At 63.9% G+C, this 15,876-nt stretch carries 13 protein-coding genes; 11 read left to right on the forward strand and 2 right to left on the reverse strand.

The window, feature by feature from the left end; genetic code table 11:
• Nucleotides 1-48 precede the first annotated feature (48 nt).
• The 10 genes from PIN01S_RS13920 to PIN01S_RS13965 all read left to right on the forward strand — a co-directional run bounded on the left by PIN01S_RS13920 (nt 49) and on the right by PIN01S_RS13965 (nt 13,462).
• Nucleotides 49-1,218 carry an alginate biosynthesis protein Alg44 gene (locus PIN01S_RS13920; protein WP_084336278.1) on the forward strand — a complete coding sequence of 390 codons (1,170 nt, stop codon included), beginning with the start codon at nt 49-51 and terminating at the stop codon, nt 1,216-1,218.
• A 13-nt stretch (nt 1,219-1,231) separates the two neighbouring features.
• On the forward strand, nt 1,232-2,599 hold the full coding sequence (gene algK / locus PIN01S_RS13925; protein WP_277222237.1) for an alginate biosynthesis TPR repeat lipoprotein AlgK: 1,368 nt from the start codon (nt 1,232-1,234) through the stop codon (nt 2,597-2,599).
• Between the two features lie 10 nt (nt 2,600-2,609).
• The gene (locus PIN01S_RS13930; protein ID WP_084336279.1) at nt 2,610-4,070 is read left to right on the forward strand and encodes an alginate export family protein; all 1,461 of its coding nucleotides are present in this window, start codon (nt 2,610-2,612) and stop codon (nt 4,068-4,070) included.
• A gap of 29 nt (nt 4,071-4,099) precedes the next feature.
• Nucleotides 4,100-5,710 (forward strand): mannuronan 5-epimerase AlgG, encoded by a 1,611-nt coding sequence (gene algG / locus PIN01S_RS13935; protein ID WP_084336280.1) that lies wholly within the window; start codon nt 4,100-4,102, stop codon nt 5,708-5,710.
• A 14-nt stretch (nt 5,711-5,724) separates the two neighbouring features.
• The gene (locus PIN01S_RS13940) at nt 5,725-7,176 is read left to right on the forward strand and encodes an alginate O-acetyltransferase (RefSeq protein ID WP_084336281.1); all 1,452 of its coding nucleotides are present in this window, start codon (nt 5,725-5,727) and stop codon (nt 7,174-7,176) included.
• A 7-nt stretch (nt 7,177-7,183) separates the two neighbouring features.
• On the forward strand, nt 7,184-8,281 hold the full coding sequence (locus PIN01S_RS13945; protein WP_084336282.1) for a mannuronate-specific alginate lyase: 1,098 nt from the start codon (nt 7,184-7,186) through the stop codon (nt 8,279-8,281).
• Between the two features lie 222 nt (nt 8,282-8,503).
• Entirely contained in the window at nt 8,504-10,045 is a 1,542-nt protein-coding gene (locus PIN01S_RS13950) for an MBOAT family O-acyltransferase (protein WP_084336283.1), read from the forward strand.
• Between the two features lie 12 nt (nt 10,046-10,057).
• Complete coding sequence (locus PIN01S_RS13955; protein WP_084336284.1) at nt 10,058-11,215, forward strand: alginate O-acetyltransferase; 1,158 nt, start codon at nt 10,058-10,060, stop codon at nt 11,213-11,215.
• A 49-nt stretch (nt 11,216-11,264) separates the two neighbouring features.
• Nucleotides 11,265-11,912 (forward strand): alginate O-acetyltransferase AlgF, encoded by a 648-nt coding sequence (locus tag PIN01S_RS13960; protein ID WP_084336285.1) that lies wholly within the window; start codon nt 11,265-11,267, stop codon nt 11,910-11,912.
• A 101-nt stretch (nt 11,913-12,013) separates the two neighbouring features.
• Nucleotides 12,014-13,462, forward strand: a complete 1,449-nt coding sequence (locus PIN01S_RS13965) for a mannose-1-phosphate guanylyltransferase/mannose-6-phosphate isomerase (RefSeq protein ID WP_084336286.1) — start codon at nt 12,014-12,016, stop codon at nt 13,460-13,462.
• 94 nt (nt 13,463-13,556) lie between these two features.
• On the opposite strand, the gene PIN01S_RS13970 is transcribed toward PIN01S_RS13965, so the two are convergent.
• Nucleotides 13,557-14,480, reverse strand: coding sequence for a YopT-type cysteine protease domain-containing protein (locus PIN01S_RS13970; RefSeq protein WP_084336287.1), 924 nt, complete (start codon nt 14,478-14,480; stop codon nt 13,557-13,559).
• Nucleotides 14,481-14,542: 62 nt separating this feature from the next.
• Nucleotides 14,543-15,184: a hypothetical protein gene (locus tag PIN01S_RS13975; protein ID WP_084336288.1), complete on the reverse strand. Its 642-nt coding sequence runs from the start codon at nt 15,182-15,184 to the stop codon at nt 14,543-14,545.
• A 180-nt stretch (nt 15,185-15,364) separates the two neighbouring features.
• Between PIN01S_RS13975 and PIN01S_RS13980 the strand changes: the two genes are divergently transcribed.
• Nucleotides 15,365-15,829, forward strand: coding sequence for a multidrug transporter (locus PIN01S_RS13980; RefSeq protein ID WP_084336289.1), 465 nt, complete (start codon nt 15,365-15,367; stop codon nt 15,827-15,829).
• Nucleotides 15,830-15,876: the final 47 nt, after the last annotated feature.

Raw genomic sequence — 15,876 nt, forward strand, 5'->3', positions numbered from 1 at the left:
GATTGCTGCCCTCTCCGGGCACCTTGAACAACGAGTAGGTATGAAGCCATGAATACAGCCGTCAACGTGAACGTAGTACATGAATCTGAAGCCCAGCGACAGCATGCGCGCGTCAAGCTACCCGCCAAGATCCGCTATGCCAGCGGTAACCGCGAAGTGGTCGAGCAACGCCTGATCGACCTGTCGGCCGGGGGCTTCAGCTTCATCGCCGGCAACGGCCAGGCGGCCCGCAGCGGCGACTATCACAAGGGCAAGCTGCTGTTCCAGATCGACAACCTGGGCCTGGCCATCGACGTCGAGTTCCAGGTCCGCTCGGTGGACTTCGACAGCGGCCGCATCGGTTGCCAGTTCCAGAACCTCAAGCCGCGCGAGATCGCCACGCTGCGCCACCTGATCACCGCCCACCTGTCCGGCGAGCTGGTCAACCTGGGCGACCTGCTCAGCACCCTGCAGCGCGATAACTTCACCAAGGCCCGCAAGAACAAGGACGGCGGCTCCGGCATGGGCGTCATCGCCCGCCTGCGCGCGGTCACCTTCAGCCTGGGCATCTTCATCGTCGGCCTCGGCGCCTTCGCCCTGATCCTCAAGCAGCTGTATGGCCTGTACTTCGTCACCCATGCCGAATCCGGCCAGGTCAGCGTGCCCAGCATGCAGGTGACCATGCCGCGCGAAGGCACGGTGCAGAGCCTCGTGGGCCCGGACGGCATCGTCAAGAACGGCGCGCCGATCGCTTCCTTCTCCGCCACCATGCTGGAAATGCTCAAGGGCCATCTGAACGAAGAGCAGCTCAACCCGAAGAACGTCGAGCAACTGTTCAGCCAGCAGATGAAAGGCACCCTGACCAGCCCGTGCGACTGCAAGGTCGCCCAGCAACTGGTCGCCGACGGCCAGTACGCCAGCAAGGGCCAGGTGATCTTCGAACTGGTGCCGCGCGACAGCAACGCCACCATCGAGGCGCGCTTCCCCTATCGCAACTTCGCCCAGGCCAAGCCGGGTGCCCGCGTCAGCTTCATGGTCGCCGGCGAAGACGAGCCGCGTCATGGCCAGATCGTCAGCAGCACCCTGCTCGAAGGCGGCCTGTCCTCCGATATCCGCGTGACCATCCAGCCCGACCAGCCGCTGGACAGCGCCCTGGCCGGCCAGCCGGTGGAAGTGACCATCGACCGCGGCCCCTCCTTCGACTGGCTGATCGACAAGGCACTGGCGGCTGGTTTCTAAGAGGTATACGCAGGTGAACAGCACAACAAAAATCCTGCTTCTTTCAGCGCTCGGTCTGGCTGGCTGTACCAGCCTGCCGGACCAGCAGCTGGCTAATGAAGCCCTCAAGCGCGGGGATACCGCCACTGCCGAACGGCATTACCGCCAGCTCGCCGAGCTGGGTTATGCCGATGCCGCGGTCGGTCTCGCCGACCTGCAGGTGGCGAGCCGCGATCCGGAGCAACTGCGCAAGGCCGAGCAGACCTACCGCAGCGCCCTGGACAGCTCGCCGCGTGCCAAGGCACGCCTGGGCAAACTCCTGGCCGCCAAGGTTGATGCCAGCGATGCCGAACGCCGGGAAGCGGAAAAACTGTTGAGCGAATCGTTCGAGGCCGGCGAACAAAGCGCCCTGCTGCCACTGACGATGCTGTACCTGCAGTACCCGCAGCTCTTCCCTGGGGTCAACCTGCAGCAGCGCATCGCCCAGTGGCGGGCCGAAGGCTACCCACAGGCGGAAATGGCCCAGGTCATCTACTACCGCAGCCAGGGCACCTACGACCAGCACCTCGGCGAGATCGAGCAGATCTGCCAGCGCATGCTGAACCAGATGGACGTCTGCTACGTCGAGCTGGCGACCGTCTACCAGAAGCGCGAGCAGGCCGACCAGCAGAAGGCCCTGATCGAACGCCTGATGTCCGGCTACCGCGCCGGTACGGTGTCGGCCAACCGCGTCGATGGTGTCGCCGGTGTGCTGGCCGACTCCGAGCTGGGCAAGACCGACGAGAAGACCGCCCAGGAGCTGCTCGAGGAAATCGCCCCGAAGTACCCCGCCGCCTGGGTCAGCCTGGCCCGGCTGCTCTACGAGTACCCCGAGCTGGGCGATGCCGACAAGATGATGGAGTACCTCGACCAAGGTCGCGCCGCCGCCCAGCCGCGCGCCGAACTGCTGCTCGGCAAGCTCTATTACGAGGGCAAGCTGGTCCCCATGGACCCGTTCAAGGCCGAGGAGCACCTGACCAAGGCCGCCGAAACCGAACTCAGCGCCCACTATTACCTGGGCCAACTCTACCGCCGGGGCTTCCTCGGCAAGGTCTACCCGCAGAAAGCGCTGGACCACCTGCTGTATGCCGCGCGGGGTGGGCAGAACAGCGCCGACTTCGCCCTGGCGCAGATGTTCTCCCAAGGCCGCGGCATCAAGATCGACCGCGTGAACGCTTACGTTTTTGGGCAATTGGCCATACTCAGGGGCGCACCTCAGGCCGAGGTGCTGATGCAGGAACTCGAACCCCAGTTGCTCCCTGCCGAGAGAGCCCGAGGCGACGAACTGCTGCGACAGGAAAAGCAGCTTCGTGGAACCGCCTGGCTCGAATCCGTGCAGATGCAAGCCATGCAATCCCAATAAGGAACACGCGATGAAGAAGAATCAGAAGAAGAACCCGTGGATCGGTGCTGGATTGGGCCTGAGCGTTACCCTGATTTCCAGCGCCCCCGCCTGGGCGGCAACCTACGACGCCGAAAAGAACTTCGGCCTGGACGTGAAGGTTACCGGCCAATCCGAAGACGACCGTGACCTCGGCACCCGCGACGGTGGCGACGTGAACGGCTTCGCCCTCGACCTGCGCCCCTGGCTGTACGGCCAGAGCGGCAACTGGAGCGCCTACGTGATGGCCCAGGCCGTGGCCTCCACCGATATCGTCGAAACCGACCCGATCTCCGAAAACACCGAGGAAGACACCACCAGCACCTCCAACCGCCGCGAGCCGGACAAGAACTACCTGGCCCTGCGCGAGTTCTGGGTCGACTACGCCGGCCTCACCGCCTACCCCGGCGAACACCTGCGCTTCGGCCGCCAGCGCGTGCGCAGCGACGAAGGCACCTGGTGGGACACCAACATCGAAGCCCTCAACTGGACCTTCGATACCACCCTGCTGCGCGCCAACCTGGGCGTGGCCGAGCGCTTCTCCGACTACCGCACCGATCTCGACGATCTGGCGCCGGAAGACGAAGACCGCCAGCACCTGTTCGGCAGCATTTCCACCCAGCTCGCCCCCGGCCACTGGGTCGGCCTCAAGGCCCACCACAGCCGCGACGACGGCGACCTGCCGGACGTCGGCGAAGAAGTCGACGAGCTGACCAAGACCTACAAGGGCGACCTCACCTGGCTCGGCATCAATGCCGACGGCGAATTCTTCAACCCGCGCTCCACCATGCCGCTCAACTATTGGGCGCAACTGACCTGGCTCACCGGCCAGCGCGATTCCATCACCGAAGGTGCGGTGAACGGTCAGCGCGTGGTCACCGGCGAGCAGGACGCCGACGTCAGCGCCTGGGCCATCGACCTCGGCCTGCGCTGGACCATCGACCAGAACTGGAAGATCGGCGGCGCCTATGCCCGTGGCAGCGGTGGCGGCGACGATGGCTCCGATCAGTTCGTACAGACCGGCATGGAGAGCAACCGCTCCAACTTCACCGGCACCCAGTCGCGTCTGCACCGCTTCGGCGAAGCCTTCCGCGGCGAGCTGAGCAACCTGCAATCGGTCACCGCCTTCACCTCCTGGACGCTGCGCGAAGACTACGACGCCAGCCTGGTCTACCACCGCTTCTGGCGCGTTGACTCGGATCAGTCGATCGGCCAGGCCGGCGTCAATGCCGCGCTGGTGGAAGACGACAAGGACATCGGCCAGGAAGTCGACCTGGTGGTGACCCGTTACTTCAGACAAGGCCTGCTGCCGGCGTCGATGAGTCAGAGCATCGACGAGCGTTCCGCGCTGGTCCGCTTCCGCGGCGGCCTGTTCTTCCCCGGCGATGCGTACGGCAGCCAGGCCGACTCGGTCATGCACCGTGCCTTCGTCGATTTCATCTGGCGTTTCTGATGCGACCGGCGCGTGAAGAGGAAATGGCGATGAACAGCCCACGATTCCCACTGCAACCCCTGGCCAGGCACCTGCTCACCGGTGCCTTGCTGCTCGGCGGCGCCTGGGCGCAGGCCAACGAGGCCGCAGCTCCCCAGGCCCAGGCCCAGGCCCAGGCCGAAGAGACCGACAAAACCAAGGAGTTGCAGCAGGCGAAGACGTACACCGTCACCACCGCGCCGGTCGAACAGCTGCACCTCGATCCGCCGAAGCTCCCCGACCTCAGCGGTTACACCGCTGAGGCGGTCAACGCCAAGATCGACCGGAGCAAGGCGGGCCAGGTGGTGGTACGCCGCATGTTGCAACAGGACACCCTGAAGGACTTCACCGGCGGTAGCGGCCGTCTGCGCGAGTGGATCACCCGCCAGCGCGGCATGCCGCATGCCATCTTCATCGAAGGTGGCTACGTCAAGCTGAGCCAGTTGGCCGAGAAGTTGCCGAAGAACCAGTTCGAGGAGGTCGAGCCGGGTGTCTACCTGGCTCGCCTGCCGATCGTCGTGGCGCAGGGCGCGACCCTTCACATCGACAAGGACACCAAGGAACTGCGCCTTTCCGAAGAGCGCGGCTCGTTCCTGGTCAACGACGGCATGATGTTCATCACCGATACCAAGGTGACCGCCTGGCGCGAAGCGGCCAATGGCCCGGCCACGTTCCGCAAGCCCGACGACTTCCGGCCGTTCCTGGTCTCCTGGGGTGGCAGCGAGCTATACATCGTCGGCAGCACCATCACCAGCCTCGGTTACAACAAGAGTAAGTCCTACGGCGTCTCCATCACCCAGTACACGCCCGGTACCCAGGCGCGCCTGAAGCGTCCGCACCCGACCGGCTGGCTGATCGACTCGGAGTTCGTCGACCACTGGTACGGCTTCTACTGCTACGAAGCGGAAGACGTGGTGGTCAAGGGCAATACCTACCGCGACAACATCGTCTACGGCATCGACCCGCACGACCGTTCGGAGCGGTTGATCATCGCCGAGAACACGGTGTTCGGGACCAAGAAGAAGCACGGGATCATTATTTCCCGTGAGGTGAACAACAGCTGGCTGATCAACAACAAGTCGTACGACAACAAGCTCTCCGGCCTCGTCCTCGACCGTAACAGCGTGAACAACCTGGTGGCCTACAACGAGATCTACCAGAACCATTCCGATGGCATCACGGTGTACGAAAGCTCGGACAACCTCATCTGGGGCAACAAGGTCCTGGCCAACCAGCGCCACGGCATCCGCCTGCGCAACAGTACCAATATCCGCCTGTACGAGAACCTCTCGGCCGGCAACAAGCTGTCCGGCGTGTACGGCCACATCAAGGACCTGTCCAACACCGACCGCGACATCGAACTCGACCCCTTCGACACCCAGGTCTCGATGATCGTGGTCGGCGGCAAGCTCGCCGGCAACGGCTCCGCCCCGCTGTCCATCGACTCGCCGCTGAGCGTGGAACTCTACCGGGTGGAACTGCTGGCCCCGTCCAAGTCTTCCGGCATCAGCTTCGCCGGCATCCTGGGCGAAAAGCAGGACGAAATCCTCGACCTGATGGTCCGTCGCGGCAAGGCCGTGCTCATCGACCCGGTCGAGACGCAGGCCGACCTGCACGATTAACGAGGTTGTTACCCATGAAAGTACGCGACATGAAATGGATCGGTCTCTCTTCCCTGGCCGCCGCAATCTGCCTGGCCAGCACCGGGCTGCGCGCCGAAGAGCAGAGCCAGGGACCGGTGTTCAAGGCCGAAGGCTGCTGCACCCTGTGCCCGGCGGCGCATAACGCCAGCCTGTACACCACCAATTACATGAAGAACTTCCTGACGCTGATCGATGCGCAGGACGAGTGGCTGTTCCGTACCCAGGAAGACCTGCGTACCGAGTTCGGCACCACGCCGGAGGGCTACCGCATGCTCAAGGAGCTGCGCGACGCCTTCAAGGCCCGCGGCATCGAAGTGGTGCTGGTCTACCAGCCCACCCGCGGCCTGGTGAACCGCGACAAGCTGCGGCCGGAAGACAAGGCCCGCTTCGACTACGACCGCGCGCTGAAGAACTACCGCACGGCCCTGGACCGCTTCCGCGAGATCGGTTTCTGGGTGCCCGACCTCTCGCCGTTGACCGACGAACAGGCGGACAACGAGCGCGCCTTCTACTTCGCCCGCGACCAGCACTGGACGCCCTACGGCGCCGAGCGCACCGCGCGCGTCGTGGCCGAGACGGTCAAGCAGATTCCCGGCTACGACGACCTGCCGAAGAAGGAATTCGTCAGCCGCAAGATCGGCCGCATGGGCAAGCGCGGCACCATGCAGAACGTCGCCGGCCAATTGTGCGGCACCAGCTATGCCATCCAGTACATGGACCAGTTCGCCACCGAGCCCAAGGACGAGAGCAGCAGCGACGACCTCTTCGGCGATTCCTCGAACCCTCAGATCGCGCTGGTGGGTACCAGCCATAGCGGCAAGAACTACAACTTCGCCGGCTTCCTCGAAGAGAACATCGGCTCCGAAATCCTCAACGTCGCCTTCCCCGGCGGCGGCCTGGAAGGCTCGATGATCGAATACCTGGGCAGCCAGGAATTCCACGACAACCCGCCCAAGGTCCTGATCTGGGAGTTCTCTCCGCTCTACGACCTGGCCTCGAAGAAGATCCACCGGCAGATGATGGCCGTGCTGGAAGACGGCTGCGACCAGAAGGACGTGCTGCTGGCCAGCAAGACCAAGCTGCGCCCCGGCGCCAACGAGGTGCTGGTCAACGGCAAGAACAATTCGCTGGTGACACTGCCGAACAAGAACCACCTGATGGATATCCGCTTCAGCGATCCGTCGGTGAAAACCCTCGAGGCCACCCTCTGGTACCTCAGCGGGCGCCGCGAAAAGCTGAAGATCGAAAAACCCAACACCTACGATACCGACGGCCGCTTCGCCTTCGAGATGCGCGACGACGAGGACTGGGGCGATCTGGACTTCTTCGCCCTGGAAATCCAGTCGCCGGAAGGCATGACAGAGCCGGTGGAAGTCGAGGCCCGGGTCTGCAAGCGCGGCCCCGGGCCGAACAAGCTCACCGCCCAGAACGGGGCGGGTTCCTGAGGTGCCTATGCCGACGTTCAAGCTGACCACCCTGTCCTGCCTGCTCGGCGCCCTGCTGCTGGCCAACGCCGCGCAGGCCGCCCTGCGGCCGCCGCTGGGCTACTACGCGCCGGTGGAAACCCGCAAGGGTGAACCCGACGCCTGCCCGGCGGTCCCCACGCCGTACACAGGCAAACTGGAATTCACCAGCAAGTACCAGGGATCGGACAAAGCGCGCGCCACGCTGAACGTCGCGGCGGAAAAGACCTTCCGCAGCCAGACCGAAGACATCACCGTGCTGGAGAAGGACTTCAACAAGCTGGTCATGCACTACATGCGCGACGGCCACCCGCAGCAGCTCGACTGCGCGCTGCAGTGGCTCACCACCTGGGCCAAGGCCGACGCGCTGCTCTCCACCGAGTTCAACCACACCGGCAAGTCCATGCGCAAATGGGCGCTGGGCAGCCTGTCGGGCGCCTACCTGCGGTTGAAGTTCTCCGATTCGCGCCCGCTGCAACCCTACGGCGAGCAGACCCGGGTCATCGAATCCTGGTTCGGCAAGCTGGCCGACCAGGTGGTGCGCGACTGGAGCGGCCTGCCGCTGAAGAAGATCAACAACCACTCGTACTGGGCCGCCTGGTCGGTGATGGCCACCGCCGTGGCGATCGACCGCCGCGACCTGTTCGACTGGTCCGTGCAGCAGTTCCGCGTCGCCGCCAACCAGGTCGACGACAAGGGCTACCTGCCCAACGAACTGAAACGCGAACAGCGTGCGCTGGCCTACCACAACTACAGCCTGCCGCCGCTGGCGATGATCGCCGCCTTCGCCCAGGTGAACGGCGTCGACCTGCGCAACGAAAACAACGGAGCGCTGCGGCGCCTGGCCGAACGGGTGCTGGCCGGCGTCGACGATCCCGACCAGTTCGCCGAGAAGACGCGCAAGAAGCAGGACATGGAAGACCTGAAGAAAGACGCCAAGTACTCCTGGCTCGAACCCTACTGCGCGCTCTACAGCTGCTCCCCGTCCGTCCTCGCCTGGAAGGAATCGATGGAGCCGTTCAAGACATTCCGCCTGGGAGGCGACGTGACCCGGGTGTTCAACCGCCGGACAGAGGAGAAGTCGTAGCGCCGGTAGGGCGAAGGATACGCAGATCGAACGCGCCACAGGCGCACCGGGGCAGGCAGGCCGACAGAGCCGCCGCCCCGCCCGAGCCTCCCGCGAGAGGCAGGGATGTCCGAACCGCGCGTCAGACGCGGTCGGGCCGAAACGAGTTTTTTGCGTTACCGGGGGAGGGAAATGGCCGGGTCCTTAGGACCTGAATCGAGTGCTTTTAGCGAGACACGGTTAATGGTCTTCTCTTCGAACGTTTTCCTGTTTCTGTTTCTGCCGGTGTTTCTCAGTCTCTATTACCTGAGCGCACCGCGTTACCGGAACCTGTTGATCCTGATCGGCAGCTACGCCTTCTACGCCTGGTGGCGAGTCGACTTCCTGCTGCTGTTCGTCGCCGTCACCCTGTGGAACTACGTGTTCGGCCTGCGCATCCACCGCGCCGGCACCCGCAGCAAGGAGGCCCAGCGCTGGGTGCTCTGGGGCGTCGCCGGCAACCTCGCCACCCTGGGCTACTTCAAGTACGCCAACTTCGGGGTGGCCAACATCAACGCGGTGCTCCAGGCAGCCGGGATGGAGCCGTTCGTGCTCACCCAGGTGATCCTGCCGATCGGCATCTCGTTCTACATCTTCCAGTCGATCAGCTACCTGATCGACGTGTACCGTGGCGACACCGAGCCGACCGAGAACGTCATCAACTTCGCGGCGTTCATCGCCCTGTTTCCGCAGCTGATCGCCGGCCCGGTGCTGCGCTACAAGGACCTCGCCGACCAGTTCATCAGCCGCACCCACAGTGTGGACAAGTTCTCCGAAGGGGCCACCCGCTTCATGCAGGGCTTCGTCAAGAAAGTGTTCATCGCCGACACCCTGGCGCCGCTGGTGGACCACTGCTTCGCCCTGCAGAACCCGAGCACGGGCGACGCCTGGCTGGGCATGCTGGCCTATACCGCGCAGCTCTATTTCGACTTCTCCGGCTACAGCGACATGGCCATCGGCCTTGGCCTGATGATGGGCTTCCGCTTCATGGAGAACTTCAACCAGCCGTACATCAGCCAGTCCATCACCGAGTTCTGGCGGCGCTGGCACATCAGCCTGTCCACCTGGCTGCGCGACTACCTGTACGTGCCCCTGGGCGGTAACCGCCACGGCACCTTCAAGACCTACCGCAACCTGTTCCTGACCATGCTGTTGGGCGGTTTCTGGCACGGCGCCAACTGGACCTTCATCATCTGGGGCGCCTGGCACGGCACTTGGCTGGCCATCGAGCGCGCCCTCGGCGTCAACGCCGCGCCCAAGGTGATCAACCCGCTGAAGTGGGCCTTCACCTTCTTCCTGGTGATGCTCGGCTGGGTGATCTTCCGCGCCGAGAACGTGCACGTCGCCTGGCGTATGTACGAAGCCATGTTCAGCTTCGATGGCTGGCAGCTTTCCGAGCTGGGCCGCGCCAACCTGACCGAGCTGCAGGTCGCCACCCTGGTGGTCGCCTACGTCACCCTCGCCTTCTGCGGCCTGCGCCAGTTCTACCGCAACCCGCTGTCGCCGAAAGCGCCGAAGACCGACGCCGACGGCCCAGCCAGCGACCAGCCGCGCATGATCAAGGCGGTCCCCGGCGATGCCGCGAGCTTCGAGGTGACCCCGTCCGGCATGCTGGTGCAGCGTCCGTCCTGGACCGCCGCCCTGCCGCGCTATTTCGTGCGCGCCGCGATCCTCCTGCTGTTCTGTGCCTCGGTGTTGAAGCTGTCGGCGCAGAGCTACTCCCCTTTCCTCTACTTCCAGTTCTGAGCGAGGCCAACCATGACTCGTCAGTTACGCAAACTCTACGTCGCGCTCTTCCTGGCCGTACTCGCGCTGCTCTTCGTCTGGTCGGCGCGCAACCTGCTGAGCGTCACCCTGCCGCCGGACACCAGTGTGCTCGACGGCAAGTGGGCGAAAGCGGTGGAAAGCCACTACGACAAGGAATTCCCGGTCAAGCGCCTGGGCACCAACGTCTGGGCCGCGCTGGACTACCTGTTGTTCGGCGAAGGCCGGCCCGGCGTGATCGTCGGCCGCAACGACTGGCTGTTCAGCGATGAAGAATTCAAGCCGGTGGTCAACGGCGAACAGAACATCGCGGACAACCTGGCCCTGGTCCGTGGCGTGCGCGACCAGCTCGCCCGGCAGAACATCAAGCTGGTACTGGCCATCGTGCCGGCCAAGAGCCGCCTGTATCCGGAATACCTCGACGAAACCCAGCCGGCGGCCATGCGCACCCGGCTCTACGAAGATTTCCATGCCGCCGCCGAGCGCGCCGGGATTCTCGCGCCCGACCTGCTGAAGCCGCTGGAACAGGCCAAGAGCAACGGCGAAGTGTTCCTGCGCACCGACACCCACTGGACCCCGATGGGCGCCGAAGTGGTTGCCCAGACCCTCGGCCGCACCATTCGCGGCGATGCCCTGCTGAGCAGCGAGCCGCAGCAGTTCGTCACCGAAACCGGGGAGATCAAGCCGCACAAGGGCGACCTGCTCAACTTCCTGCCGCTCGATCCGCTGTTCAGCGACCTGCTGCCACCCGCGGACAAGCTCCAGCAGCGCACCACCCATCCGGCCAACGACGGCGAAGCCGGCGGCGACGCCCTGTTCGCCGACACCGAGGTGCCGGTCGCCCTGGTGGGCACCAGCTACAGCGCCAACGAGCGCTGGAACTTCCCCGGTGCCCTGCGCCAGTCGCTGGCCAGCGACCTGGTCAACCACGCCGAGGATGGCCGTGGGCCGCTGCTGCCGATGCTCAAGTTCCTGCAGAGCGAGGAATTCAAGTCCGCTCCGCCGCAAGTGGTGGTCTGGGAATTCCCCGAGCGCTACCTGCCGATGCAGAACGACCTGAGCGATTTCGACCCGTCCTGGATTGCCGAGCTGAAGAAAGCCGGCACTGCAGAGAGCCTGGCCAGCACGGCCGGAAAAACCGCTACGCCCTGATGGGGCTGAAGCTCTACATCACAAAAGTCCCTCATGGAGGTATTACAGAATGACTCGACTGACTAAAACCCCGCGCTGGATCGCCCACACCTGTGCCCTGGTATTCGGCTTGCTGGCCGTCCAGGCCCATGCCGGCGATGGTGCCCTGTACGGCCCCGTGGCACCGAAGGGCTCGACCTTCATCCGCCTCTACAACGCCACCAACCAGGAAGTCAGCGCGACTGTCGGCACGGTCAAGATGAACGACATCGCTCCGCTCGGCAGCAGCGACTTCGGCTTCATGCCCAAGGGCAACTACACCGCCCAGGTCGGCTCCCAGAGCCTGCCGGTGACCCTGGAAAGCGATCACTACTACACCCTGGTCCATCTGCCCAACGGCGCACCCAAGCTGGTGGAAGAACCGCCGTTCAAGAACAAGCAGAAGGCCCTGGTCCGCGTGCAGAACCTGACCGACAGCCCGCTGACGCTGAAGACCGCCGACGGCAAGACCGAAGTGGTCAAGACCGTCGCACCGTCGGCCCACGGCGACCGTGAAATCAACCCGGTCAAGGTCAGCCTCGCGCTGTTCGATGGCGACCGCAAGGTCGGCGACCTCAAGCCGGTCACCCTGACCCGCGGCGAAACCGTATGCCTCTTCGTCACCGGCTCGAACGGCAACTACTCCCCTGTCTGGGTCACCCGCCCGGTCAGTGATTGAGCAACCGTGCCGCGCCGTACCGGGCGCGGCACACCGCACGGAGGCTCCGTGCATGGACAAGCATAAGAAAAGACAACCTTAGGTATTCCAGGAGAGAAACTATGATTCCGGTAATCTTGTCAGGTGGTAGCGGTTCCCGTCTCTGGCCCCTGTCGCGCAAGCTGTTCCCCAAGCAGTTCCTCGCGTTGACCGGCGAAGAGACCCTGTTCCAACAGACCCTGCAGCGCCTCTCCTTCGAGGGCATGCAGGCCCCTCTCGTGGTGTGCAACCAGGAGCACCGTTTCATCGTCAAGGAACAGCTTTCCGCGCTGAACCTGAACGTCCAGGGCATGCTGTTCGAGCCCTTCGGCCGTAATACCGCACCGGCCGTGGCCATCGCCGCCATGAAGCTGGTCGCCGAAGGCCGCGACGAACTGCTGCTGGTCCTCCCGGCCGACCACGTACTGGAAGACCAGAAGTCCTTCCAACGCGCCCTGGCCATCGCCGCCACCGCCGCCGAGCGTGGCGAAATGGTGCTGTTCGGCATCCCCGCCCTGCGCCCGGAAACCGGCTACGGCTACATCAAGTGCGACCTGAGCGAGCGCGACGGTCTGCCGGAAGGCGTCAACCGCGTCATGCAATTCGTCGAGAAGCCGGACGAGCAGCGCGCCAAGGCCTTCGTCGAATCCGGCGACTACTTCTGGAACAGCGGCATGTTCCTGTTCCGCGCCAGCCGCTTCCTCGAAGAACTGAAGAAGTACGACGCCGACATCTACGACACCTGCATGCTCGCCCTGGAGCGCAGCAAGGTGGAAGGCGACGAAGTGAAGATCGACCCGGCCACCTTCGCCTGCTGCCCGGACAACTCCATCGACTACGCCGTGATGGAAAAGACCGAGCACGCCTGCGTGGTGCCGCTGTCCGCCGGCTGGAACGACGTCGGTAGCTGGTCCTCGATCTGGGACGTGCACGACAAGGACGACGACGGCAACGTGGTCAAGGGCGACGTGGTGCTGCACAACACCCGTAACAGCCTGGTCCACGGCAACGGCAAGCTGGTCACCGTACTCGGCCTGGAAGACGTGGTCGTGGTCGAGACCAAGGACGCCATGATGGTCGCCCACAAGGACCACGTGCAGGACGTCAAGAAACTGGTCAAGACCCTGGACGAGAAAGAGCGTCCGGAAACCCAGAACCACTGCGCCGTCTACCGCCCCTGGGGCTCCTACGACTCGGTGGACATGGGCGGCCGCTTCCAGGTCAAGCACATCACCGTGAAGCCGGGCGCCAGCCTGTCGCTGCAGATGCACCACCATCGCGCCGAACACTGGATCGTGGTGTCCGGCACCGCCCAGGTGACCTGCAACGACAAGACCTTCCTGCTCACCGAGAACCAGTCGACCTACATCCCGATCACCGCGGTGCACCGCCTGGCCAACCCGGGCAAGATCCCGCTGGAAATCATCGAGGTGCAGTCCGGCAGCTACCTGGGCGAGGACGACATCGAGCGTCTGGAAGACGTCTACGGCCGTACCGACGCGGGCGTCAAGACCAAGACCATCGCCGGCTGACCGATCCCCTGCCCTCTTCGCGAAGAGGGCGTCAGCCAACCTTCAGGGTGCGCCGAGGCGCACCCTTTTTTATGGGCGTGGATTTCGTCTCCTGTCAGGACCGGCTCGTAGATGCCTGCGACAGGCTCAAGGTATGCAACGGTCGGATACCCTCCTGGCGAGCAGCGGGTAGCTGCAACTCGGCGGCCATCAGAAAACGAGGCGTACGTCGATGCTTGTCGTTCCACAGGTCATCTCCGGCCTCGAGCATCGAATGGATGAGCAGGTACATGTTCAGTTTGTTGTCATGTGTACTGCTGATGACACCGCAATTGGGATCGAAGAAATGCAATTGTCGGTCCTGGTCCTTGAACAGCGCCAAGGCGTGACGATCGGTCATCAGCAGAAGACAGCGCGGCTGCGCGTCGTCCCCCAGCAAAGCATCCAATCGCTCGGCAAACGGCTTTTCCAAACGGCACGCTATGCGATGGACGGTTTGCTTGGAGTCGATGGACACACACTCCAGTCCTGCCAATGCCGCGCAGCGCTCGACGTCCTTGTCCAATCCTCCCGGATGACGCAATTGCTCGATGGACTGCAACGCCAAGCTACGCAGAAAAAGACTGTTGTCCTTCCATTGAGGCAGTTCGGTAAAGAATGTTTTGTCGGTTTTTCCCTGCAAGCGTTGTTGGCACCAGGATAGAGAAAGGCCAAAACACAGTCCGCTTTCAGGCTTATCCATGGCGGCTTTGATTTCAGGGCTTTTCTTGAACAGCGCCTTCTTGAACTCGTACTGGTCGAACGGCCAGGTGAAACTGCATTTGGCCATGGCGACCAGATCGGACCACATGCTGTTTCGCCCCGACATTTCACGACGCAGGGATGTGGAGAGCTGCTCGAGCGCTCCTTGCGATACATCGCGAAGATTTCGAGCCGTCGGCTCTTGATCGCTCCCATGGCTCGATAGCTGCTTCTCCGCTACGGAGTCGGTCGGATCAGACGTATGGGATCGGTGATAGAGGGCAAGAGGTGAAATCATGGGCTGGCAGCCTTAAAAGCCAAGAGAACACCCGGGAAACGGGCACTCCCTTGAGTGGCGCCTTACCGGATCGTGGTTCCGCCAACGAACTTGGTCAGGGCAATCAACAGTTGGGACTTCTTTGTGCCGTCGCCCTCGGCTTCCCGCCGCACCTTCAGTCGCCGTGCCGCGGCCCAGGCGCGGAACGCCGGGTTGCGGCGTTCGGCCTTGGTCGTCAGCACATTGGGATCGCTGCGGTCGACACCGAGCCGTTCGTTGACTGCCACCTGCAAAGCCTGCCAGTCGAACCCCACGGCATCGCCATCCGTCGGCACGATCCAGTGGCCACGCCAGTAGAGATAGCCGGACGACAACTGGTGCAGGAAATCCGTGGTGTTGGCCGATACCAGGTGCAACTCGCCGTCGCCGCCGAAGAACACGACGGGTGGTCGTCCCCGCAGGCCGGGATAGAGCCAGAGGCAGAACAGCGCCCCATTGGCTCGCCGGGCGATCCGGATGAAGCGATCGCCCTTCTCGTTCCAGCGCGTACTGCCCAGCAGGCGGTTCAGTTCCACCCGGGTCAGGGCTTCCGACGGCTCGCCGACATAGATATCGAGCGGTCCGCCGAGCAGACCTTCCCGTGCCAGAGAAGCCAGCACGGCCAGGTCGGTGATGGTCTTGGGGTCGTTGAAAGTGGAATCACCTTCCATGATGAGATCAGCCATGTGTGTCCCTCGTCGCTGATTGGCGACAAGCATTTTACTAGTGATTAGTTATTTCTCTTCTCAATGGTTCACGCCTCCAGGGTGCGGCGGTTCCGGGTTTTGACATTCCGTAGCGCTCGGACCCTGTCGGGACATCCTGTAAGCTGAATCGGACCACCCCGACCTCGACAGGAATCGCCCATGCTGATCGGTGCCCTGCTCGTACTGACCTGGCTGGTTCTGCTGCTACGCTACCCGGCCAAGGCCCTGCCGGTTTCCCTCGCCGCCCTGCTCGGGCTGGCGGTGCTGGCCAGCTGGGTGATCTGGCAGGAGCAACGCGAGGAGCACCGGCTGGCGCGCCTGGAACTGCGCCTGCATTACGATCCCCGGCGCTGCCCGGGGGACCGTCCGCTGAGCGTCGAGTTGAAGAACGGCAGCGATGCCGCCCTGAGCGAGCTGCGCTGGCGGGTCGCCGCCTATGCGCCGGGCGACAGCGTCAACCTCGCCGAAAACCTCTACGACAGCCCGCGCTACCGGGGCCCGGGCGAGCTGCTGCCCGGCGACGCTTGGCAGGACTGCCTGCCGCTGCCGCCCCTGCGCCCCGGCTACCGCGCCAGGACCCTGGAATTCCGCGCCGAGCGCCTGCAGGGCCGGTTCGCTGACTGAGTTGCCCGGCGGATGGCTCGCCCTGTAGGGTTCGATGCGCACGCCGC

Origin of the sequence: Pseudomonas indica NBRC 103045 (genome assembly GCF_002091635.1) — a bacterium.
Taxonomy (GTDB): Bacteria; Pseudomonadota; Gammaproteobacteria; order Pseudomonadales; family Pseudomonadaceae; genus Pseudomonas_M; species Pseudomonas_M indica.

Excerpts from the sequence above, each read along its gene's own strand:
- PIN01S_RS13980 (WP_084336289.1), top strand. The coding sequence starts at position 15,365 with ATGCTGATCGGTGCCCTGCTCGTACTGACCTGGCTGGTTCTGCTGCTA.
- algG (WP_084336280.1), top strand. The coding sequence starts at position 4,100 with ATGAACAGCCCACGATTCCCACTGCAACCCCTGGCCAGGCACCTGCTC.
- PIN01S_RS13930 (WP_084336279.1), top strand. The coding sequence starts at position 2,610 with ATGAAGAAGAATCAGAAGAAGAACCCGTGGATCGGTGCTGGATTGGGC.
- PIN01S_RS13945 (WP_084336282.1), top strand. The coding sequence starts at position 7,184 with ATGCCGACGTTCAAGCTGACCACCCTGTCCTGCCTGCTCGGCGCCCTG.
- PIN01S_RS13960 (WP_084336285.1), top strand. The coding sequence starts at position 11,265 with ATGACTCGACTGACTAAAACCCCGCGCTGGATCGCCCACACCTGTGCC.
- PIN01S_RS13950 (WP_084336283.1), top strand. The coding sequence starts at position 8,504 with ATGGTCTTCTCTTCGAACGTTTTCCTGTTTCTGTTTCTGCCGGTGTTT.
- PIN01S_RS13970 (WP_084336287.1), bottom strand. The coding sequence starts at position 14,480 with ATGATTTCACCTCTTGCCCTCTATCACCGATCCCATACGTCTGATCCG.
- PIN01S_RS13965 (WP_084336286.1), top strand. The coding sequence starts at position 12,014 with ATGATTCCGGTAATCTTGTCAGGTGGTAGCGGTTCCCGTCTCTGGCCC.
- PIN01S_RS13975 (WP_084336288.1), bottom strand. The coding sequence starts at position 15,184 with ATGGCTGATCTCATCATGGAAGGTGATTCCACTTTCAACGACCCCAAG.
- PIN01S_RS13955 (WP_084336284.1), top strand. The coding sequence starts at position 10,058 with ATGACTCGTCAGTTACGCAAACTCTACGTCGCGCTCTTCCTGGCCGTA.
- PIN01S_RS13940 (WP_084336281.1), top strand. The coding sequence starts at position 5,725 with ATGAAAGTACGCGACATGAAATGGATCGGTCTCTCTTCCCTGGCCGCC.
- PIN01S_RS13920 (WP_084336278.1), top strand. The coding sequence starts at position 49 with ATGAATACAGCCGTCAACGTGAACGTAGTACATGAATCTGAAGCCCAG.